18 protein-coding genes and 1 pseudogene are annotated in these 22,301 nt (G+C 64.3%); 9 read left to right on the top strand and 10 right to left on the bottom strand.

The window, feature by feature from the left end; genetic code table 11:
* Positions 1–4 precede the first annotated feature (4 nt).
* Positions 5–841, top strand: a complete 837-nt coding sequence (locus QTI66_RS18710; RefSeq protein WP_286561334.1) for a cytidylate kinase family protein — start codon at positions 5–7, stop codon at positions 839–841.
* Between the two features lie 100 nt (positions 842–941).
* Here QTI66_RS18710 and QTI66_RS18705 read toward each other — a convergent pair whose 3' ends face one another.
* On the bottom strand, positions 942–1,550 hold the full coding sequence (locus tag QTI66_RS18705) for a Crp/Fnr family transcriptional regulator (RefSeq protein WP_286561333.1): 609 nt from the start codon (positions 1,548–1,550) through the stop codon (positions 942–944).
* Positions 1,551–1,706: 156 nt separating this feature from the next.
* Between QTI66_RS18705 and oxc the strand changes: the two genes are divergently transcribed.
* The 7 genes from oxc to QTI66_RS18670 all read left to right on the top strand — a co-directional run bounded on the left by oxc (position 1,707) and on the right by QTI66_RS18670 (position 9,058).
* A complete protein-coding gene (oxc, locus tag QTI66_RS18700) occupies positions 1,707–3,497 on the top strand; it encodes an oxalyl-CoA decarboxylase (RefSeq protein WP_286561332.1) in 1,791 nt (596 codons plus the stop codon).
* A gap of 27 nt (positions 3,498–3,524) precedes the next feature.
* Positions 3,525–4,796, top strand: a complete 1,272-nt coding sequence (gene frc / locus QTI66_RS18695) for a formyl-CoA transferase (RefSeq protein WP_286561331.1) — start codon at positions 3,525–3,527, stop codon at positions 4,794–4,796.
* Positions 4,797–4,899: 103 nt separating this feature from the next.
* The gene (locus QTI66_RS18690; protein WP_286561330.1) at positions 4,900–5,340 is read left to right on the top strand and encodes a PAS domain-containing protein; all 441 of its coding nucleotides are present in this window, start codon (positions 4,900–4,902) and stop codon (positions 5,338–5,340) included.
* Positions 5,337–6,584, top strand: coding sequence for a formyl-CoA transferase (gene frc, locus QTI66_RS18685; RefSeq protein WP_286561329.1), 1,248 nt, complete (start codon positions 5,337–5,339; stop codon positions 6,582–6,584). Before QTI66_RS18690 ends, frc (QTI66_RS18685) begins: the two co-directional genes overlap by 4 nt.
* 244 nt (positions 6,585–6,828) lie before the next feature.
* Entirely contained in the window at positions 6,829–7,158 is a 330-nt protein-coding gene (locus QTI66_RS18680; RefSeq protein WP_286561328.1) for an HAD family hydrolase, read from the top strand.
* Positions 7,159–7,176: 18 nt separating this feature from the next.
* Positions 7,177–8,004, top strand: coding sequence for a fumarylacetoacetate hydrolase family protein (locus QTI66_RS18675; RefSeq protein ID WP_286561327.1), 828 nt, complete (start codon positions 7,177–7,179; stop codon positions 8,002–8,004).
* Between the two features lie 31 nt (positions 8,005–8,035).
* On the top strand, positions 8,036–9,058 hold the full coding sequence (locus QTI66_RS18670) for a 2-dehydropantoate 2-reductase (protein WP_286561326.1): 1,023 nt from the start codon (positions 8,036–8,038) through the stop codon (positions 9,056–9,058).
* Positions 9,059–9,158: 100 nt separating this feature from the next.
* Here the strand turns inward: QTI66_RS18670 and QTI66_RS18665 are convergent.
* The 8 genes and pseudogenes from QTI66_RS18665 to QTI66_RS18630 form a co-directional block, all read right to left on the bottom strand.
* Positions 9,159–9,821: pseudogene (locus tag QTI66_RS18665) on the bottom strand (alpha/beta hydrolase); the annotation flags it as partial.
* 502 nt (positions 9,822–10,323) lie between these two features.
* The gene (gene gcl / locus QTI66_RS18660) at positions 10,324–12,114 is read right to left on the bottom strand and encodes a glyoxylate carboligase (RefSeq protein WP_286561325.1); all 1,791 of its coding nucleotides are present in this window, start codon (positions 12,112–12,114) and stop codon (positions 10,324–10,326) included.
* 784 nt (positions 12,115–12,898) lie between these two features.
* A complete protein-coding gene (locus QTI66_RS18655) occupies positions 12,899–13,831 on the bottom strand; it encodes a LysR family transcriptional regulator (RefSeq protein ID WP_286561324.1) in 933 nt (310 codons plus the stop codon).
* A 12-nt stretch (positions 13,832–13,843) separates the two neighbouring features.
* Entirely contained in the window at positions 13,844–14,827 is a 984-nt protein-coding gene (locus QTI66_RS18650) for a quinone oxidoreductase family protein (RefSeq protein WP_286561323.1), read from the bottom strand.
* A 175-nt stretch (positions 14,828–15,002) separates the two neighbouring features.
* Complete coding sequence (locus tag QTI66_RS18645; protein ID WP_286561322.1) at positions 15,003–15,794, bottom strand: SDR family oxidoreductase; 792 nt, start codon at positions 15,792–15,794, stop codon at positions 15,003–15,005.
* A gap of 12 nt (positions 15,795–15,806) precedes the next feature.
* Entirely contained in the window at positions 15,807–16,727 is a 921-nt protein-coding gene (locus QTI66_RS18640) for a DMT family transporter (RefSeq protein WP_286561321.1), read from the bottom strand.
* A 16-nt stretch (positions 16,728–16,743) separates the two neighbouring features.
* Positions 16,744–18,357 (bottom strand): gamma-glutamyltransferase family protein, encoded by a 1,614-nt coding sequence (locus tag QTI66_RS18635; protein WP_286561320.1) that lies wholly within the window; start codon positions 18,355–18,357, stop codon positions 16,744–16,746.
* A 20-nt stretch (positions 18,358–18,377) separates the two neighbouring features.
* Entirely contained in the window at positions 18,378–19,361 is a 984-nt protein-coding gene (locus QTI66_RS18630) for a Bug family tripartite tricarboxylate transporter substrate binding protein (RefSeq protein ID WP_286561319.1), read from the bottom strand.
* A 136-nt stretch (positions 19,362–19,497) separates the two neighbouring features.
* On the opposite strand from QTI66_RS18630, the gene QTI66_RS18625 reads away from it, so the two are divergent.
* Positions 19,498–20,697: an aromatic ring-hydroxylating oxygenase subunit alpha gene (locus tag QTI66_RS18625; RefSeq protein ID WP_286561318.1), complete on the top strand. Its 1,200-nt coding sequence runs from the start codon at positions 19,498–19,500 to the stop codon at positions 20,695–20,697.
* An 88-nt stretch (positions 20,698–20,785) separates the two neighbouring features.
* On the opposite strand, the gene QTI66_RS18620 is transcribed toward QTI66_RS18625, so the two are convergent.
* Positions 20,786–22,300, bottom strand: a complete 1,515-nt coding sequence (locus tag QTI66_RS18620) for a tripartite tricarboxylate transporter permease (RefSeq protein WP_286561317.1) — start codon at positions 22,298–22,300, stop codon at positions 20,786–20,788.
* Position 22,301: the final 1 nt, after the last annotated feature.

The raw sequence follows: 22,301 nt of genomic DNA, 5'->3' as shown, positions 1-22,301 counted from the left end.
CATCATGCCCGTCATCGCCATGACCCAGGAAATGGGTTCCCTCGCCAAGGATGTTGCCGCCGGGCTCGCCGAGAGGCTCGGGCTCGCGGTGATGCGACACGAGGTCATCGAGCACGTCGCCGGCAAGATGGACGTGTCCCACAGCCTCATCAGCCGGCTGCGCGAAGGCAAAGCGGGGCTGGTCGAGCGGTTGAAGACCGACCGGCGAACGCTGGCGCTCTACACCGCGGAAGAGCTTTATGCCGTGGCGGACCGCGGCAATGTGGTCATCCGCGGCTGGGGCGCCACCTGCCTGCTGCGCCCGGTTCCGCACGTCGTGTGCGTGCGCATCACCCGCTCGCTGGAGAAGCGCGTCGAGTGGCTGATGGCCGACCTGGAGACCGACGACTACGCGTTTGCCGAAGCGGAGATCCGACGAAGCGACAAGGCGCACGCCGCGCGCATGCACGAGCAGTTCGGCGTGACCTGGGGCGACCCGGTGTTGTACGACGCCGTTCTCAACACCGATCGGCTGTCGGTCGATACCTGCGTGGAGCAGATCGCGCAATTGGTGCGCCGGCCCGAGTTCGCCGAGACGCCGGAGTCGCGCGCCCTGCTTGCCAACATGGCGCTGGCGGCAAGCGTGCGCGCCGCCCTGAAGGGCGAGGCCGCCACGCGCGACATCAACATCACGATCGACGCCGATGGCAGCCGCGTCGTCTTGCGCGGGATCGTCGTCAGCGCGGAAGAGCGGCAGCAGGCCGAGAGCACGGCAGCGGCCGTGAGTGGCGTGTCGGGCGTCGACAACGAGCTGAGGTTGATGGCGACGACGCGGCGGTTCACGTCGTCGAAGCAGACCTGAGGCCGTCCCGGCCCCCCGCGGGTCGGGCAACGCGCGCCCACGCAGGAGGCAGTTGAGGCCAAGCCGCGCCGGCGGAGCGCGGTACCTCGCCCGGATCTTCCTAGATCTTCCCGCGCTTGCGCAACCGGCTCAGCGTCTCCGGCGACAGGTTCAGGTATGACGCCAGCTCCTTGCGCGGAATCCGGTCCACCAGTTCCGGATGCTTGCGCGTGAAACGGTGAACCCGCCCCGGCGCGTCCAGCAGGTGCAGCGTGATGGTGTGCGCCATGATTTCGCTCATCCCGCGCATCACCATGTACTCGAACAGCTCCTTGGCCTGCGGATGGCGGTTCAGGAAGGCGATCCACTCCTTGAGCGGCAGGCTCACCACCCGCGCCTTGGTGACGCAGACGATGCCGTAGGGCGTCGGCGTGCCCAGGCGCAGCGCGGCGTAGCTGGTTTCCATGTCCTGCTCGTCGGCGAAGCGCAGGATCATTTCCTTGCCCTGCGCGTTGCTGACAACGCGCTTGAGGATGCCTTCGATGATGAAGTACTGGGCCATGTCGCGCACGCCCTGGTGCAGCAGGAACTCGCCCTTGTTGCCGTCGACGACGACCAGGTGCGATTCCAGTTCTGCCCGCTCGCTCTCGCTCAGGTCCTTGAGCAGCACATTCTCCCGGAGCTGGAGTCGAATGATGTTTTTCTCCGGGTGGTTTTCCAACAACGTCATGGTTACCGATTACTCGCTTTTCGCAACACCGCCGCTTCGCATCTTTTGACAGCGTCGTTTTCCGGAAAGTTGACATAGGTCAACGGCCGAATGGGATGGCGCGAATCATAGTCGCGGCACGGGCTTCGGCCATTCGTTGAAAGTAGAAGGAGAGACATGTCTTCAGTCAGCACGGAAAAGCAGGCTCTTGCGACAGTGGCGGACGCCGAAGTTGCACGCGCCCTCAAAAACATGACCGACTCTGCGCCGGCCGCCGAAACCACCGATGGATTCCATCTGGTCATCGACGCGTTGAAGCTCAACGGCATCGACACCATCTTCGGCCTGCCGGGCATTCCCATCACCGACCTTACGCGCATGGCGCAGGCCGAGGGCATGCGGGTCATCTCCTTCCGCCACGAGCAGCACGCCGGCAATGCCGCGGCCGCTGCGGGCTTCCTGACCCAAAAGCCGGGCATCTGCCTGACGGTGTCTGCGCCGGGCTTCCTGAACGGCCTGACCTCCCTGGCCAATGCGACGACCAACTGTTTCCCGATGATCCTGATCAGCGGCTCCAGCGAGCGCGAGATCGTCGACCTGCAACAGGGCGACTACGAGGAAATGGACCAATTGGCCATCGCCAAGCCGCTGTGCAAGGCGGCCTTCCGCGTGCTGCACGCTGAAGACATCGGCGTGGGCATTGCGCGCGCCATTCGCGCTGCGCTGTCGGGCCGCCCGGGTGGCGTGTACCTCGACCTGCCGGCCAAGCTGTTCGCGCAGACGATGGACGCCGTCGCCGGCAAGAAGTCGCTCATCAAGGTCGTCGATCCGGCACCGCGCCAGATCCCGGCGGCCGACACGGTCCAGCGCGCGCTCGACCTGCTCAAGGGCGCCAAGAAGCCGCTGATCCTGCTGGGCAAGGGCGCTGCGTATGCGCAAGCCGACGCCGACATCCGCGCGTTGGTCGAGAAGACCGGCATCCCCTACCTGCCAATGTCGATGGCCAAGGGCCTGCTGCCCGACACCCATGCGCAATCGGCCGCTGCCGCGCGCTCGTATGTGCTGCAGGAAGCCGACGTCGTGATGCTGGTCGGTGCGCGCCTGAACTGGCTGCTCTCGCACGGCAAGGGCAAGACCTGGGCGCAGGAAAAAGGCGCCAAGAAGTTCATCCAGATCGACATCGCGCCAACCGAGATCGACAGCAACGTCGCCATCGAGGCGCCGGTGATCGGCGACATCGGCTCCTGCGTGTCGGCGCTGCTGGCCGGCATCGATGGCAAGTGGGCCAAGCCGCCGGCCGAGTGGACCGGCGCCATTGCCGAGCGCAAGGACAAGAACCTGTCGAAGATGGCCGCCACGCTGGCTGCGCGTCCGTCGCCGATGAACTTCCAGAGCGCGCTGAGCGTGATCCGCGACCAGGTCAAGGCCCGCCCCGACGCCATCGTGGTGAACGAAGGCGCCAACACGCTGGACTTCGCACGCAGCATCGTGGACATGTACGAGCCGCGCAAGCGCCTGGACGTGGGCACCTGGGGGATCATGGGCATCGGCATGGGCTTCTCGGTTGCCGCTGCGGTGGTCACGGGCAAGCCGGTGATCGCCATCGAAGGCGACAGCGCCTTCGGCTTCAGCGGCATGGAAGTCGAGACCATCTGCCGCTACAACCTGCCGGTGTGCGTCATCGTCTTCAACAACAACGGCGTGTACCGCGGCACCGACGTGAACAGCAGCGGCACCGCCGACGTGGCACCAACCGTCTTCGTCAAGAACGCGCGCTACGACAAGCTGATGGAAGCCTTCGGCGGCGTCGGCGTCCACGCCACCACGGCGGACGAATTGCAGGCGGCGCTCACCGAAGCGGTCGCATCCGGCAAGCCCACCCTCATCAATGCAGTCATCGACGAAACCGCAGGGACGGAGAGCGGCCGCATCACCAGTCTGAACCCGGCAACGGCGAAGAAGAAGTAATTCCAGGCAACACAGGAGATATTTGAAATGAGCACCAAACCTCTAGACGGCATCAAGATCATCGACTTCACGCACGTGCAGGCCGGGCCGGCGTGCACGCAACTGTTGGCCTGGTTCGGCGCGGACGTCATCAAGGTCGAGCGCCCGGGCGCCGGCGATGTGACCCGCAGCCAGCTGCGCGACATCGAGAACGTCGACGCGCTGTACTTCACCATGCTCAACAGCAACAAGCGCTCGATCACGCTGGACACCAAGAAGCCCGAAGGCAAGGCGGTGCTGGAAAAGCTGATCAAGGAATCGGACGTCCTGGTCGAGAACTTCGGCCCCGGCGCGCTGGACCGCATGGGCTTCACCTGGGAGCGCATCCAGGAGCTCAACCCCAAGCTGATCCATGCCTCGGTGAAGGGCTTCTCCGAAGGCCACCACTACGAAGACCTGAAGGTCTATGAAAACGTGGCGCAATGCGCCGGCGGCGCCGCATCGACCACCGGCTGGTGGAAGGGCGAGAACTCGGCGCCCACCATCTCTGCTGCCGCCCTGGGCGACTCCAACACCGGCATGCACCTGGCCATCGGCATCCTGACGGCCATCATCGGCCGCGACAAGACCGGCAAGGGCCAGAAGGTCGCCTGCTCGATGCAGGACGCCGTGCTCAACCTGTGCCGCGTGAAGATGCGCGACCAGCAGCGCCTTGAGAAAGTCGGCTACCTCGAGGAGTACCCCCAGTACCCGCACGAGATGGACGCCTTCAAGGACAAGGTCGTGCCGCGCGGCGGCAACGCCGGCGGCGGCGGCCAGCCGGGCTGGATCCTGAAGTGCAAGGGCTGGGAAACCGACCCCAACGCCTACATCTACTTCACCGTGCAGGGCCACGCCTGGGAGCCGATCTGCGACGCGCTCGGCAAGCCAGAGTGGAAGACCGATCCGGACTACACCACCGCCCGCGCGCGCCAGCCGCACATCGAGCAGATCTTCGCGACCATCGAGGACTTCATCAAGGACAAGACCAAGTTCGAAGCGGTCGACATCTTCCGCAAGCACGACATCCCCTGCGCCCCGGTGCTGTCGATGGCCGAACTGCTGGTCGACGAGTCGCTGCGCAAGAGCGGCTCCATCGTCGAAGTGCCGCACAAGGAGCGCGGCAGCTACTGGACCATCGGCAGCCCCATCAAGTTCTCGGACCTGAAGCCCGAAGTCACGGCCTCTCCCCTGCTGGGCGAGCACACCGACGAAGTGCTGGAAGAACTGGGCTACAGCAAGGCGCAAATCGCCGCCATGCACGAAGGCAAGGTGGTTTAAACCCCAGGCGACGCGGCCGCGAAAGCGACTCTCCGCCTTGTACATTCGGCAAGGCGGGGAGAGGTGCGGCTGCGTATCGCTGAGATGACTTGCCGGGAGGCATATGCAATCGAATTTAGACCTGAGCCAACTCGTCGCCGGTGCCGGCGACTCGATCATCGTCTGTGACGCCGAGGGCGCCATCGTCCTGTGGAACAAGGCCTCGGAGCGCATCTTTGGCTTCACCGAAGCCGATGCCCTTGGCAAATCCCTGGACCTCATCATCCCCGAGCGCCAGCGCCAGCGCCACTGGGATGGCTACAACAAGACCATGGAGACGGCCGTGACGCGCTACGGCGCCGACTTGCTGCGCGTCCCCGCCCTGCACAAGGACGGCCACACGCTGTCCATCGCGTTCACCGTTTCACTGCTGCAATCCGTTGATGGAAAGGTCACGGGCATCGTCGCCATCGTTCGCGACGAGAGCGCCCGCTTTGCCGAGGATCGAAAGCTTCGTGCCCGGATGACCGAACTCGAATCCCAGATCAAAGGAATCAAGCAATGAGCCAAGCACTCAAGGGTGTTCGCATCCTGGATTTCACGCACGTCCAGTCGGGCCCCACCTGCACGCAACTGTTGGCATGGTTCGGTGCCGACGTGATCAAGGTGGAGCGCGCCGGCGAAGGCGACGCCACGCGCACCCAGTTGCGCGACATCCCCGGCGTGGACAGCCTCTACTTCACGATGCTCAACCACAACAAGCGGTCGATCACGCTGGACACCAAGAAGCCCGCGGGCAAGAAGGTGCTCGACAAGCTGATCAGGACCTGCGACGTGATGGTCGAGAACTTTGCGCCTGGCGCCCTCGACCGCATGGGCATCACCTGGGAACACATCCAGGAGATCAACCCGCGCATGATCGTCGCGTCGGTCAAGGGCTTTGGTCCCGGCAAGTACCAGGACTGCAAGGTCTATGAGAACGTCGCGCAGTGCGCCGGTGGCGCCGCATCGACCACCGGCTTTGAAGATGGCCCGCCGGTCGTGACCGGCGCGCAGATCGGCGACAGCGGCACGGGCCTGCACCTGGCGCTGGGCATCGTCGCTGCGCTCTATCAACGCAACAGCACCAACCGCGGCCAGCAGGTGCTCGCGCCGATGCAGGACGCCGTGCTCAACCTCTGCCGCGTGAAGATGCGCGACCAACAGCGGCTGGAGCGCACGGGCACGATGCACGAATACCCGCAGTACCCCGACGGCACCTTCGGCGACGCCGTGCCGCGCGCCGGCAATGCATCGGGCGGCGGCCAGCCCGGCTCGATCCTGAAGTGCAAGGGCTGGGAGACCGACCCCAACGCCTACATCTACTTCATCACGCAAGGCGCGGTGTGGCCGGCCGTGTGCAAGGTGATCGGCGAGGAAGGCTGGATCGACGACGAGGCCTACGCCACGCCGGCCGCGCGCCTGCTGCACCTGAAGCCCATCTTCAAGCGCATCGAGAAATGGACCATGACCAAGACCAAGTACGAGGCCATGGAGATCCTGAACCAGTACGACATTCCCTGCGGCCCGATTTTGTCGATGAAGGAAATCGCCGAGGACGAGTCGCTGCGCCAGACCGGCACGATCGTCGAGGTGGATCACCCCACGCGCGGCAAGTACCTGACGGTGGGCAACCCGATCAAGATGTCCGACAGCCCGACCGTGGTGACGCGCTCTCCCCTGCTGGGCGAGCACACGGACGAGGTGCTGGGACAACTGGGCTACAGCGCCGACGAAGTGGCGGCGCTGCGCGAAGAACGCGTCATCTGACGCACACGAAGAGAGTTGCAGACAACGCGGAATTGACGCTCCCCGCAGCCTGAACGGACACCGGATCGAAGGTTGCGCGGAGCGGGTCCGCCATGGGATAGCCTTGGCTTCCATCCATAACTCATCGTAGATGTGTTTTATAAAATAGTTTGACTATCCTTTATTGTTCAAGACCCCTAAATTTCCTTCCATGCCGATGCTTTCCTCATCCCTCAACCCGGCATCCAAGTTCAAGGAAATGGTCATGTACAACGATTTGCCCGCCGACTACCGCGACGAAGAAATGGACCGCAATGCATTCAATGCAGCCTTCAATGAGCTGGGCCTGCGGTGGTACTGGGACAGCGAAACCTACGCGCAACTGTTGCGCCAAAGCGCCGAGGCGTCCGACCGCATCCGCCACTACCTCGAGACGCAACAGGCGCACTTGCTGCGCGCCTACGACGCCGCATTTCTCGTTGGCGTGATCCAGGAAAAGGCCGGCCAGCACAAGAGCCGCCTGTGCGTGCCGGGCGCCATGGCCTCGGCTTACTTCAACTGGGCCGAAACGCTCGGCCGTGAACTCGGCATCTGAGCCAAAGAAGAAAGACACATGCTCCTCGACACCAGCACCGACCTCACGGCCCTCGCGCCGCCACCGCGAACCCTGCCCCGGCAAAAACATTGGGTGCGCTTCAAGTTCGCTGGCAAGACGGGCTTCGGCACGCTCTCCGGCAATTCCATCCACGAATACCAGGGCGACATGTTCGGCGCCTGCGAGGCGACCGGCGCCGTGCACGCGTTCGCCGAAGTCAAGCTGCTGACGCCGACGACGCCGAGCAAGGTCATCGCGCTGTGGAACAACTTCAAGGCGCTCGGCGAAAAGCTGAACCTGGCGGTGCCTGCCGAGCCGCTGTACCTGCTGAAGTCGCCCAACTCTTACCTGGCGCACGACGAAGCCATCCGCAAGCCCTTGTGCGACGGCAAGGTCGTGTACGAGGGCGAACTCGGCATCGTCATCGGCAAGACGGCCACCGCGGTTTCCGAAGCGAACGCGCTCGACCATGTCTTCGGCTACACCTGCGCCAACGACGTGACCGTCGCCGACATCCTGAACCGCGACGCGTCGTTCGCGCAGTGGGTTCGCGCCAAGGGCTTCGACACCTTCTGCCCCATGGGCCCGGTCGTCGCCACGGGCCTGGACCCCGCAACGCTCACCGTCACCACGCTGCTCAACGGCGAAGTGCGGCAGAACTACCCGATCAGCGACATGCGCTTTTCCGTGGCGCAACTGGTCAGCCTGATTTCCATGGACATGACGCTCAACCCCGGCGACGTGATCCTGTGCGGCACATCGGTCGGCGTCGGCTCGATGAAGCCGGGCAGCTTTGTCGAAGTGGAGATCAGCGACGTCGGCAGGCTCAGCAACCGGTTCGGCTAACCCGTTCAGCATTCAACTCTTGAGGATCGACATGAAGATTGCAGTCATCGGCGCAGGCGCGATCGGCGGCCTGGTGGGCGCAAAGCTCGCCTTGGCCGGCGAAGACGTCACATTCATCGTGCGGGGCAAGAACCTCGACGCCATTTGCACGCATGGATTCAAGCTCATCAGCGCCGAAGGCGGCGAGCAGGTGGCCCACAACGTCAAGGCGACCGACAGCTACGACAAGGCCGGTGTGCAGGACATCGTCATCCTCGCGATGAAGGCGCACCAGGTCGAGGCGGTGGCGAAAGACGTGCCCAAGCTCTTCGGCCCCGACACGGTCGTCGTGACGATGCAAAACGGCATCCCCTACTGGTACTTCCAGAAGCACGGCGGCACGCTCGAAGGCAGCACCGTGCGCAGTGTGGATCCCAATGGCACCGTGGCCGCCAGCATTCCGGCGGAGCGCGTCATCGGCTGCGTGGTGTATCCGGCCTCCGAGCTGGTGGCACCCGGCGTGGTGAAGCACATCGAGGGCGATCGCTTTCCGGTGGGCGAGCTGGACGGTTCATCGAGCGAACGCGTCAACCGCGTGTCCGCCTGCCTGGCCAACGCCGGGTTCAAGGCGCCCGTGCTCGACAACATCCGCTCGGAGATCTGGCTCAAGCTGTGGGGCAACCTGACCTTCAACCCCATCAGCAGCCTGACGCATTCCACGCTGGTCGACATCTGCCAATACCCGCTCTCGCGCGAACTCGCCTCCAACATGATGAAGGAGGCGCAAGCGGTCGCGAACAAGCTGGGCATCGAGTTCCGCGTCACGCTTGAAAAGCGCATTGCCGGCGCCGAGAAGGTGGGCAAGCACAAGACCTCGATGCTGCAGGACGTGGAAGCCGGCCGCGCACCGGAAATCGATGCGCTGGTGGGTGCGGTGGTCGAACTGGCCCGGCTCACCGAGACGCCGACGCCCCACATCGACACGGTCTTTTCGCTCGCCAAGCTGCTTGCAAAAACGATGGAAGAACAGCGCGGTCACGTCCGCCTTCGCGAATTGGCTGCGATGGCATCCTGATCGCCTCAGGGGCCGTGATGAAGTCCAGGACGCTCTGCGACACGATCTCGCGATCGTTGTCCACGCAGATCATGTGGTAGCTGTCTTCCAGCACCACCATGCGAACACGTGGTGCGCGCTCCGACCTGCCAATGTGCCTGGCCAAGTGGTGGGCAGAGCGCAGGCTGGTCAGTTCGTCTTCCCGCGCGTGCGCAATCAGCGTGTCGCATTCGATCTGATCGAGTCCTTGCCTGACCATGGCGCCCAAGCGGTCCACCTGGCGAATGCATGCGAGCGGCACCCATCCATAGTGAAAGCTGTCGCCTCGCTCGAACCTGGCCTTGATCATGGCGCGCAACTTCTCGTTCTTCACGCCATAGGGCTCTTGCTCGACCACTCGCATGCGCTCTGGCATGCCGGGCACGCGATACACGAGCTTGCGCAGACCCCGATACCAGGGGGTTGACCACCCGTCGAGATAAACCGGCGTTGCCAGCGCGACCAGACACCCCTTGACATGACGCTCACGCTTGACGACTTCGATGGCCAGCAATGCCCCCATGCACATGCCGACGACATGCAGCGTGTCGTGTTGTGCCGAAGCCTCGCGGTACTTCGCGCGAACGGCCTCGATCCAGTCCTCGGCACGCACCTTCAGCAAGTCCGTCGGCGTGGTGCCGTGACCGGGCAGGGCAACCGGATGAATTGCGAAGCCTGCTCGCATGAGCTTCTTCTGGATCAAGCCAAGGTCGAATTGCGTACCGCCGAGTCCGTGGATGAGCATGACGCCCTCAGCCGACGCACGCATCGGATGGCCCTGAACCGGATGCACAACGAAGCTTGTCGACTGCGCCAAGCGCGTGAACGCGCGCGCCGATGACAACGGCGCGCCTGAGGCGCATCGCTTTAAAACCCTGCATTGAATTCCCCCTGAGATGTGAGTACGGCCAATCAGGCCGAATCTGTTTTTCTTGGGGGTAAATCTAAAGAAGAGTCGTCATTGAAACTTCGCGGCGTGCTGTGCGAAGTTTCCCAAGGATCTCGCATGCACGCGGAAGCGCCTTGAGGTCGAAGGACCCCCTTTACCAAAACGGTGACGACGAAGCAATGACAGGTCGGTTTGCAGGACCGATCAAGCGGTGTTCGTTCGGCCAGATGACAAACGGTCCAAGACCGTGCTGGTACACGCGCGGACCAGCAGCGTGTTTGGCGTCCATCAATTGAACGCCAAAAGCAAAACGGCGCCGCAAGAACTGCGGCGCCGTTTTTGCTTTTTGCCTGACGCGTTATTCGAGCAAGCCTGCCAACTCAAGGCCCTGCTTGCCCGCAGGATGCCGGCAATCGATTTCCTCGAACTCGTTGATCTTGTCGATCTCGGTGCCCATCGCGATGTTGGTCACTTTTTCCATGATGACTTCAACCACCACCGGCACGCTGTACTTCTGCGCCATGGCACGCGCCTCGACCAGCGCCGACTCGATCTTCTCGGGGTCGGTCACGCGCAGCGAACGGCAGCCCAGGCCCTGGATCACCGCCTGGTGATCAACGCCATAGCTTTGCAGCGTCGGATCGGTCACGTTCTGGTTGTCGAAGGCCAGTTGCACGCAGTAGTCCATGTCGAAGCCGCGCTGCGACTGCCGGATCAATCCAAGGTAGCTGTTGTTGACCAGCACGTGGACGTAAGGCAAGCGGAATTGCGCGCCGACAGCCAGTTCTTCGATCATGAACTGGAAGTCGTAATCGCCCGACAGGCCCACCACGGTGCGCGTCGGTTCTGCCGCGACCACGCCGAGTGCCGCGGGCATCGTCCAGCCCAGCGGGCCGGCCTGGCCGCAGTTGATCCACTGGCGCGGGCCGTACACGTTGAGGAACTGCGCACCGGCAATCTGGCTCAGCCCGATGGTGGTCACGTAGACCGTGTCGCGCGGGAAGGCCTTGTTCATTTCCTCGTACACGCGCATCGGCTTGATCGGCGTTTCGGTGAAATGGGTCTTGCGGTGCATGAGCTTCTTGCGTTCCGCGCAGCGCGCGGCCCATTCGCTGAAGTCGCGCAGCTTCTTGTCCATCATGCGCTCGCGTGCCACCTGCACGAACATTTCGAGCGCTGCCTTGGCGTCGCTGACGATGCCCAGATCCGGATTGAACACGCGGCCGATCTGCGTGGGCTCGATGTCGACGTGAACAAAGGTGCGGCCCTTGCAATAGACCTCGGTCGAGCCCGTGTGACGGTTGGCCCAACGATTGCCGATGCCGAGCACGAAGTCGCTGGCGAGCATGGTCGCATTGCCATAGCGGTGGCTGGTTTGCAGCCCGCACATGCCGGCCATGAGTGGATGGTCATCCGGAATGGCGCCCCAGCCCATGAGGGTGGGAATGACGGGCACGCCGGTGAGTTCGGCAAACTCGACAAGCAGGTCGGCCGCATCGGCATTGATGATGCCGCCACCGGCAACAATGAGCGGCTTGTTGGCGGCGGCCAGCATGTCCAGCGCCTTCTCGATCTGCTTGCGGCTGGCGGCCGGCTTGTAGACGGGCAGGGGCTCGTAGGTGTCGATGTCAAACTCGATCTCGGCCATCTGCACGTCGAAGGGCAGGTCGATGAGCACGGGGCCCGGGCGACCGGACCGCATCAAATGGAAGGCCTGCTGGAAGGTGCGCGGCACGAGGCCGGGCTCGCGCACGGTGACGCTCATCTTGGTGACGGGCTTGGAGATGGACTCGATGTCGACGGCCTGGAAGTCTTCCTTGTAGAGCCGGGCGCGCGGCGCCTGGCCGGTGATGCAAAGGATCGGAATGCTGTCCGCAATGGCCGAATACAAGCCCGTGATCATGTCGGTGCCGGCCGGGCCGGAAGTACCGATGCACACGCCGATGTTGCCGGGCTTGGCGCGGGTGTAGCCCTCTGCCATGTGCGACGCGCCTTCGACGTGGCGCGCCAGGATGTGCGAGATGGACTGGCGCTCGCGCAGCGCGGCGTAGAGCGGGTTGATGGCCGCGCCAGGCACACCGAAGGCTTGCGACACGCCTTCTTTTTCCATCACGAGCACGGCTGCCATCGCTGCTTTCATCTTCGCCATCGCGTTGTCTCCTCAAGGGTTTACGGGTAGATGGGCGAATGGTCGGGGTACGGGGCGAAAGGCGGAACCCATGCAGGGTGCATAACGTCTATTCCGTGCCGGAATGCTTGGCTTGCAACTGTTGCTTGTGTTTGGGTGGGGTCGTGTTCGTGTTCGTGTTCGTGTTCGTGTTTGCTTCGGAGGCCGCCCGGCATGCGATGGCCGCTGGGCGCCTTCACTGTGGCGGTCCCTGCGGGACTGCCTTGCGCTGCTCACGTTTCGCGGGGTCTCGCAGAACTCGCCTTCGGCTCAGACAGCTGCGATCCTGATCCCGCGAAACGCTGCGCTGCTCAGCGCCACAGAGGCGGCGCCCAGCGGCCATCGCATACCGGGCTCCGTCGAGGCGCCAACGGTGTGGGCGTTTCTATCGATCCTGCGCGTTGATCCGTCGGTGCGCAAGAGCTCGCGGCGCGCGCACTCTATCCCTTGGGCACCCCCACGTCGAAACGTACTGTTCACCCCCAACCTCGTGCTGTGGAAAGTTCACCCCCACCGTGTCCAGCGTCGGTGGGTGGTATGCCTGTGGGCGGCTGTTGAGCCTCGGGCGAGCACCGCAGCGAAAGGCGGAAAAAGGGCCGCAGCTGTTTGAGCGGAACGAAGTGCAGCGAGTTCTGCGGACCCCGCCTTTCGTGAGGAGCAGCAGCGAAGTCCGAAGGACCCGAGGCGTCAGCCGCCCACAGGCATACCGCCCGCCGACGCCGCCCCCGACCGCGCACCACGCACCACAAAACACGAAACACCCAAATCAACCAACCGAAGAATCAAACGGCACGATCTTCTCAATCAACGCCGTTCCATCGCTCAGCAGGAAATCCTTGAACGCCTGTGCCACAGGCGGCAGCCGCTTGGTGCGCCGATGCACCACATACCAGTTGCGCATCAACGGAAAGCCCTGCACGTCCAGAACGCGCAAGCTCCCCGTCTTCACCTCCAGACTGATCGTGTGCGCCGACATGAAGCTCAGCCCCATGCCCGCGATCACCGCCTGCTTGATCGTCTCGGTGCTGCGAATCTCCATCGCAATGCGCAGGTCGAGGATGTGGACGCCACAGCCCTCCTCCATCATGTTGCGCGTGTCCGAACCTTTTTCGCGCACCACGAAAGGTTCGCGCATCAGGCGCGCCATCGGGATCTTCTTCTTGCCGACCAAGGGATGGTCTGGCGGCGCGACGATCACATACGGGTGCGGCGCAAAGGGCTGGTTGAGCGTGTCCAGGTCCGTCGGCGGACGCACCATGATTGCCAAATCGGTCTGGTTCTCGGCAATGCAGGTCAGCAGCCCCTCGCGGTTGTGCACCGTGAAGTTCAGGCTCACGCCGCGATGCCGGCTTGCGAACTCCACGAGCAGGCGAGGAAAGAAGTAGTCCCCCGCGCTGATCACACCCACATTCAGCTTGCCGCCCGAGACGCCCTTGAACTGCGTCATCGCGTTCTCGGCCGCCTCGAACTGCTGGATGATGGTTCGGCTGATCTGCAGCAACTCCGTGCCTGCCGGCGTCAGGTAGATCTTCTTGCCGAACTGCTCGAACAAGGCGTTGCCGGCGTGCTCCTCGAGCTTGGCCACTTGCGTGGAAACGGCCGGCTGCGTCAGGTGCAGTTCTTCGGCCGCGCGCGAAAAGCTCAAGTGGCGCGCCACCGCCTCGAACACCTTCAGCTGGCGCAGCGTCGCGTTCTTCACCGCGGCGGGAACTCAGAGCGTCAAGATCGTGCAGCCCGTCGTCTTGCGCGACTCGAGATCGCGGTGCGCCTGCTGGACGTCTTCCAGCTTGTAGCGCTGGTCGATCGGGATCTTCACCGCGCCGCTTTCGACAATGGCAAAGAGATCGTCGGCCATCGCCTGCGTGCTCTCGCGGCTCGACATGTGGGTGAACAGCGTGGGCCGCGTCATGTAGAGCGAACCCTTGGACGCCAGCGTGCCGAGGTTGACCGGAGGCACCGGGCCGGAGCCATTGCCGAACACCGCGAGCAGGCCAAAGGGCCGCAGGCAATCGAGCGAGCCCTCCCAGGTGTCCTTGCCCACCGAGTCGTACACCACCTTCACGCCCTTGCCGCCGGTGATCTCCTTCACGCGCTGGGCAAAGTTTTCGGTGTTGTAGTTGATGGCGTGCGCGGCGCCATGCTCCAGCGCCAGCTTGCACTTGGCGTCGGTGCCGGCCGTGCCGATCAGCTGCAAGCCCAGGGCCTTGGCCCACTGGCAGGCGATCAGGCCGACGCCGCCGGCGGCTGCGTGGAAGAGCACGAAGTCGCCGGGCAACAGGCCTTCGACGGGCAGCGTCTTCTTCAACAGGTACTGGGTGGTGAGGCCCTTGAGCATCATGGCCGCGCCGGTCTCGAAGGAGATCGCGTCGGGCAGCTTGCACACGTTCCTGGCAGGCATCACGCGCACTTCGCAGTACGAGCCGGGCGGCTGGCTGGCGTAGGCGGCGCGGTCGCCGGCCTTGAGGTGCGTCACGCCCTCGCCCACCGCTTCGACAATGCCAGAGGCTTCCATGCCGAGCTGCAAAGGCATCGCAAAGGGATACAGGCCGCTGCGCTGGTAGGTGTCGATGAAGTTCAGGCCAACGGCCTTGTGGCGGATGCGGATCTCGCCGGGGCCGGGATCGCCCACTTCGACATCGACGATCTTCAATTCTTCAGGGCCGCCATGGCGGTCGATTCGTACGGCTTTGCTCATTGCTCGGGTTCCTTGAATGGCTACAGGCGCGCATCCTGCCACGAATAGGCTTCGTTGCGCAGGCGTGGGGCCGTCAGGGCGGCAAGGGCCGAATATCGACGGCCTGAGTGTCGCGCCCTGGCCTCGGCACGTCGCGCAAGCCGTCGCTCATGCCAGGCACGAGCGCATGAACCCGTCAGTACGTGCCCGGGTACGCGCCGCCGTCGGCCAGCACGTTCTGCCCCGTCACGTAACCCGCATGGACGCTGCAAAGAAAGGCGCAGATGGCACCGAACTCTTCCGCATTGCCGAACCGCCTGGCGGGAATCGTCTTCTGCCGTGCGGCACGGACAGCATCGACGTCCTGCCCCGACTTCTGCGCGCCGCTCTGGATCGTCGCTTTCAGTCGATCGGTGTCAAAGGCGCCCGGCAGCAGGTTGTTGATGGTCACGCCCTTGCCCGCGATCGAACTGCGCGCCGCACCCGCAACAAAGCCCGTGAGCCCGCTGCGTGCGCCATTGGACAGGCCCAGGATGTCGATGGGCGACTTCACCGAACTCGACGTGATGTTCACGACGCGCCCGAAGCCGCGTTGCGCCATGCCGTCCACCGTCGCCTTGATGAGTTCGATGGGCGTGAGCATGTTGGCGTCCACCGCCTTGATCCACACTTCGCGGTCCCAGTCGCGGAAGTCGCCGGGCGGCGGGCCGCCGGCGTTGGTGACGACGATGTCGAAATCGCGGTGCACCGCGAACACGGCAGCGCGGCCGTCTTCGGTGGTGATGTCCACGGCAACGGTCTTCACGAAGGGCCCGGAGGCCGCCGCGCTCGCCTTGAGCTGTGCCGCCGCGGCTTCCAGCGCCTCGGCGCCACGCGCCACGATGACGACGTTGACGCCTTCCTTGACCAGCGCCAGCGCACAGCCGAAGCCCAGCCCCTTGCTCGCACCGCATACCAGCGCCGTCTTGCCTGCAATACCCAGATCCATGAGAACTCCTTTTCAGCGCCCAGCGCGTGTGAATACAAAAATGCCTGCGATGACCAGCAGCGTACCTGCGGCAATCCAGACCGTGAACGGCTCGCCCAGAATGACCACGCCCATGAGGATGGTGGACATCGGGCCGACCATGCCCGTTTGCGCCGCCATCGCCGGGCCGATGCGCTCGATGGCCATCATCACCGCCAGCACCGGCAGGGCCGTGCACACCGTCGCATTCAGGATCGACAGCCAGACCACCTGCGGCGCCACCTCCAGCACCGCGCCCAGGGGCCGCAGCGCCATGTACTGCACGATGCACAACGCGCACGCCACGCCCGTCGCCAAGCCCACCAGGCGCATCGAGCCCAGGCGCTTGACGAACTCCCCGCTCGCGACCAGATAGCCCGCATAGCTCACGGCGCTCAGGAAAATGAGCAGCGCGCCCCACGCGGCGGAAGCGCTCGCCCCCGTCCCGATCTCATGGCCGAACACCAGCAGCACGCCCGCATAGCTGATGGCCATGCCGGCGACCTGCATGCGCGTGATGTGCCGGCGGTAAACCACCCAGCCGAACAGCAGCACCAGCGTCGGGTTGAGATACAGGATGAGCCGCTCAAAGCTCGCCGTGACGTAGGCCAGTCCCGCAAAGTCCAGAAAGCTTGCGAGGTAATAGCCCGAAAAGCCCAGGCCGAGCACGCCGATCCAGTCCTTGCGTGTGAGTGGCGGCTTGCCCCGCCCGGCCCACCAGGCCATGCCCGCGAACAGCGGCAGCGCAAAGAGCATGCGCAGCATGATCAGCGTCACCGCATCGACGCCGTAGCGGTACGCCAGCTTGACGATGATCGCCTTGCCGCTGAAGGCAATCGCGCCCACCGTCGCCAGCGCAAGGCCCGGACCGAGGCTCTTGCCCGCAGCCCCGGATGCCGCGGCCGCTACCGCCATCTGACGAAGAAGACCATCAGAACCCTGCCGCAAGGCCGTCGCGGCGCGCATCGCTGGCCGCGACATAGCCTTCGACCGCCGGATTGCCCGCACGCCAGATGAACTGGCCGGCACCGAAGTCCTGGTAGGAGTCGTTGATGACTTCCATCTGGTGGCCCATGTCGGCCAGGCCCTGCACCGTTGCGGGGTTCATCGCCGCCTCGACGTTGATCTCGCGGCCGGCGTTGAAGCGCCAGCGCGGCGCGTCGCAGGCCGCTTGCGGGTTCTGGCCGTAGTCGAGCATGCGCACCAGCGTCTGCATGTGGCCTTGCGGCTGCATGTTGCCGCCCATGACGCCGAAGCTCATGACCGGCTGGCCGTTTTGCGTCAGGAAGGCCGGAATGATGGTGTGGAAGGGCCGCTTGCCGGGCGCCACGCGGTTGGGGCTGCCTTCCTTCAGGCTGAAGCCGTGGCCGCGGTTTTGCAGGCTGATGCCGAAGTTCGGCTCCACGCAGCCCGAGCCGAAGCCCATGTAGTTGCTCTGGATGAAGCTGACCATCATGCCGCTCTCATCGGCCGCCGTGAGGTAGATGGTGCCGCCCTTGACCGGGTTGCCCGCCTTGAAGTCCTGCGCCTTCTTCACGTCGATGAGCCGTGCGCGCGACGCGAGGTAGGCGTCATCGAGCATTTGCGCAGGCGTCACCTCCATCGTCGACGGCTCCGACACATAGCGGTACACATCGGCAAAGGCCAGCTTCATCGCTTCGATCTGCAGGTGTTGCGACGCGACCGAATCCACCGGCAGCGAGCCGATGTCGAACTTTTCAAGAATGCCCAGCGCGATGAGCGCGGCGATGCCCTGGCCGTTGGGTGGAATCTCGTGCAGCGTGTGGCCGCGGTAGTCGCGCGAAATGGGCTCCACCCACTCCGGCTTCCAGCCTTCGAGGTCGCTCGCCTTCAGACTGCCGCCGCTCTCGTTGGAGAACTTCTCCAGCGCATGCGCGATCTCGCCGCCATAAAAGGCCGCGCCCTTGGTCAAGGCAATGGCCTTGAGCGCGCGTGCGGCGCCGGGAAACTTGAACAGTTCGCCCACCTTCGGCGCACGGCCCCAGGGCATGAAGCCTTCCTTGAAGCCGGGCTGCGATTCGAGCAGCGGAATCGCCGCGGCCCACTTTTGCTGCACCACCGGCGGCACGAGGTAGCCGCGCTCGGCCACTTCGATGGCCGGCGCCATCAAATCCCCGAAAGGCAGCTTGCCAAAGCGCTCGCTCAGCGCCACCCAGCTGCCGATGGCACCCGGAATGCTGACCGAATCGATGCCGCGCATCGGCGGCGTGGCGGCGTCGGCGCCGTATTTCTTCGCAAAGTATTCGGGCGTCCAGGCCTTCGGTGCACCGCCCGAGGCGTTCAGGCCGTGGAGCTTCTGGCCGTCCCACAGGATGCAGAAGGCATCGCTGCCCAAGCCGTTGCTGACCGGCTCTGCAAGCGTCATCACGGCGGCGGCCGCCACCGCCGCATCGACCGCGTTGCCGCCCTGGTGCAGGATGCGCAACCCCGCCTGCGCGGCCAGCGGGTGCGAAGTGGACACCACGTTGCGCGCGAAAACGGGAATGCGGGTGCTGAGGTACGGGTTATGAAAGTCGAATTTCATGGGCTTGCAGTCTGAGGGGGTCAGTCGTTGGTGATCTTGTGCTCGACGATGATCTTCTTCCACTTCACCGCATCCTGCGCGGCCGTGGCGGAAAGCTGTTCCGGCTTGCTGGTTACTGGCTCGATGCCCAGGCGCGAGAGCTTGTCGCGCACCGACGGATCGGTCAATGACTCATTGGCCGCCGCATTCAGGCGCGCGACCAGCTCGGGCGGCAGGCCCTTGGGTCCATACAGCCCGAACCAGGTGTTCGACTCGAAGCCGGGCAGCGTGTCGGCAATGGCCGGCAGCTCGGGCGCCAGCGCGCTGCGCTTGAGCGAGGTCACGCCCAATGCGCGCAGGTGGCCGTCGCGCACATGTGGCATGCCGGTGGGCAAGGCGTCGAACAGCACGTCGATCTTGCCGCTGATGAGGTCGGGAATCGCCTGTGCCGTGCCCTTGTACGGGATGTGCATCACCTGGATGCCGGCCTGCGAATTGAACAGCTCCGCGCACAGCTGCACGATGGTGCCGTTGCCGCTCGACGCGTAGTTGAGCTTGCCCGGATTCTTCTTGGCGTAGTCGATGAATTCGCGCACCGTCTTGGCGGGCGAGCTGTTGGGCACCAGCATGATGCTGGGCGCGTCACCCACATGCGCAATCGGCGTGAAGTCACGCACCGGGTCGTAGGGCAGCTTGGTCAGCGCCGGACCGATGGAGTGCGTGCTGCTGGTGGCCAGCAGCAGCGTGTAGCCGTCCGGCGCCGACTTGACCGCCGCGTCCGAGCCGATGGCGCCGCCGGCGCCCGGCTTGTTGTCCACCACGATCGGCGTGCCAAGCTTTTCGCCCATCTTCGCGGTCAGGGTGCGCGCAAAGAGGTCGGTGGCGCCGCCGGCCGGAAAGGGCACGATGAGGCGAATGGGTTTGTTGGGATAGGTGTCGGCCGCAAAGGCCAGCGAAGGGGCGGTCAGGGCCGCGAAGGAAGCCAGGGCGGCGAACAGCGCCGTTGGCAGGTTTCTGCGTTTCATGTCTCTATTTTCTCCCAGTGGATGTTGCTCATTGGCATCGGAAAAAGGAACGGTACCGCAAGGCGCCGTCCCGCAATGGAAACGATGGCGCACAGCCCGTAACATGCTGCAAAGACTTGAAGAGGGAGCCCGAGCCGTGACAACGCAGAACCCCGCCCTTCCATTGCCGCCCACGCTCGCTGCGCTGATCGAACGCTTCAGCCACGCCTGCGCCAACGACACACGCCAACTCGGCAACGAGGTCGGCAGCGTGTCCACCCGGCACTACGCCGACGGCGACCATTGGCAGCGGGAGCAGCAGTCGCTGTTTGCCAACTGGCCGGTGGTGGCAGCGCACAGCTCGGAGCTCGCCGTCGGATCGGCGCTGCCCTTTGATGCACTGGGCGTGCCCATCGTGCTCACGCGCGCGGGCGATGGCCGGGTGCGCGCCTTCTTCAACGTGTGCAGGCACCGCGGTATGGCGCTCGTTCAGTCGGACGGCGCGCAGCCCGCCACGGCAAAGCCCTGCAAGACGCTGGTGTGCCCCTATCACGGCTGGACCTACGAACTCGATGGGCGCCTGCGCCATCGCCTGCATGCCGAGACTTTCGATGGCATCGATCCGGCCACGTTGAACCTGGTCGAACTCCCGTGCGACGAAGCGGGCGGGCTGGTCTTCGTCAAGCGCACGCCCGGCGAAGCCTTCTCGGCGGCAAGCTATCTCCAAGGGCTGGACAAGCATCTCGACTGGCTGGGCCTGCCCGGCATGAAGGTGTTCCGCAAGGTCGACGACGTGTACGCGGCCAACTGGAAATTGACGGTCGATGCGTTCCTGGAGAGCTATCACATTCGCGTGCTCCACCGCGACACGATCTTTCCCTTCTTTGCGGACGCCTTCGCGGTCAGCCACTACGCCGGTCCGCACCAGGATGCACTGGTGGCGCGCCGCGCGGCCTTCGAGCCCTGCGATGCGCCGCGCGATCGCAACGCGCTGTGCAAGCTGGCAACGCCGACGCAGTTCCTGTTTCCCAACACCTTCCTGATCTGGCATCCGGACTACGTGAGCGTGATCGGCATGTTCTCGCCGGCGGTGGACAAGGTGCGCTGGATGCACACCATGCTGGTTCCCGCGGACCGCATGGGCGCCGACTGGGCACCGCACTGGGAAAAGACCTTCCGCCTGATCGAGCAGACGGTGTTCCAGAAGGAAGACATCGCCACCGCCGTTGCCATTCAGCGGGGCATGGCCAGCGGCGCCAACACGGGCCTGGTGGCCGGCCGACTCGAAAGCGATGTGCTTCGCTTTCACCGCACCGTGGACGCAGCAATCGAAAAAAAGACGCTCCCGCCAAGTTAGCAGAAGCGTCCTTCGGTATTCAATCCCGCGAACATCGCGGAACCGGTGTAACCCCCGGCAGGGGGCTACACGAAGTGAGCAAGCCTGGTCAGTCCGCTTCCACGAAGGCCTCTTCGCGCTTGGACTTCACGGCCGGCAGCAGCACGATCACCAACAGCAAGGCTGCCGCAGCCAGCAAACCTGCCGACAACGGACGCGTGAGGAACACGCTCCAGTCGCCGCGCGACAGCAGCAGGGCCCGGCGCAGGTTTTCTTCCATCATCGGGCCCAGGATGAAGCCCAGCAGCAAAGGCGCCGGCTCGCAACCGAGCTTGAAGAACACGTAGCCGATGAAGCCGAAGGCACCCACCATCCAGATGTCGAAGGTGTTGTTGTTCGTCGAGTACACGCCGATGGCACAGAACAGCACGATCGCCGGGAACAGGAAGCGATAAGGCACCGACAGCAGCTTGATCCACATGCCGATCAGCGGCAGGTTCAGCACGATCAGCATTGCATTGCCGATCCACATCGAGGCGATCAGGCCCCAGAACAGTTCCGGGTTGCTGGTCATCACCTGCGGGCCGGGCTGGATGTTGTGGATGGTCATGGCACCCACCATCAAGGCCATCACGGCGTTGGGCGGAATGCCCAGCGTCAGCAGCGGAATGAAGGAGGTCTGCGCACCGGCGTTGTTGGCCGATTCAGGTGCGGCCACACCGCGGATGTTGCCCTTGCCAAAGGGCACTTCGCCCGGACGCAGCCTGGTCTTCTTTTCGATGGTGTAGGCCGCAAAGGCTGCCAGCAACGCACCGCCACCGGGCAGGATGCCCAGCGCCGAACCCAGCGCCGTACCGCGCAGCACGGCCGGGATCATGTTCTTGAAGTCTTCCTTGGTCGGGAACAGGCCCGACACCTTGGCGGTGAAGACTTCGCGTTCATGCTCGGGACGCGACAGGTTGGCAATGATTTCGCCATAGCCGAACACGCCCATGGCGATGGCCACGAAGCCGATGCCGTCGGTGAGTTCCGGAATGTCGAAGGAGAAACGCGCCACGCCCGAATTGACGTCAGTGCCGACCAGGCCGAGCAACAGGCCCAGCACGATCATCGCGATGGCCTTGAGCAGCGAACCCGAAGCCAGCACCACGGCGCCGATCAGGCCCAGGATCATCAGCGAGAAGTATTCGGCGGGACCGAACTTGAAGGCGACTTCGGTGAGCGGCGGTGCAAACGCGGCCAGGATCAGGGTGCCCACGCAACCCGCGAAAAAGGAGCCCAGCCCGGCCGCCGCAAGCGCTGGACCGGCTCGCCCCTTTCGGGCCATCTGGTAGCCGTCGATCACGGTCACCACCGAGGACGATTCGCCCGGCAGGTTGACCAGGATGGCGGTGGTGGAACCGCCGTACTGCGCGCCGTAGTAGATACCGGCCAGCATGATCAGCGCTGACACAGGGGGCAGCGCATAGGTGGCGGGCAGCAGCATCGCGATGGTCGCGACAGGGCCGATGCCCGGCAGCACGCCGATCAGCGTGCCCAGGATGCAGCCGACCAGGCAATACAGCAGGTTGGTGAAGGTAAAGGCAACGCCAAAACCGATCGAGAGGTTGTGAATCAGGTCCATG

The organism is Variovorax brevis (assembly GCF_030317105.1).
Lineage (GTDB): Bacteria > Pseudomonadota > Gammaproteobacteria > Burkholderiales > Burkholderiaceae_C > Variovorax > Variovorax brevis.
The sequence above is the reverse complement of the archived record's forward strand: the minus strand, read 5'-3'. Positions and strand labels throughout refer to the sequence as shown.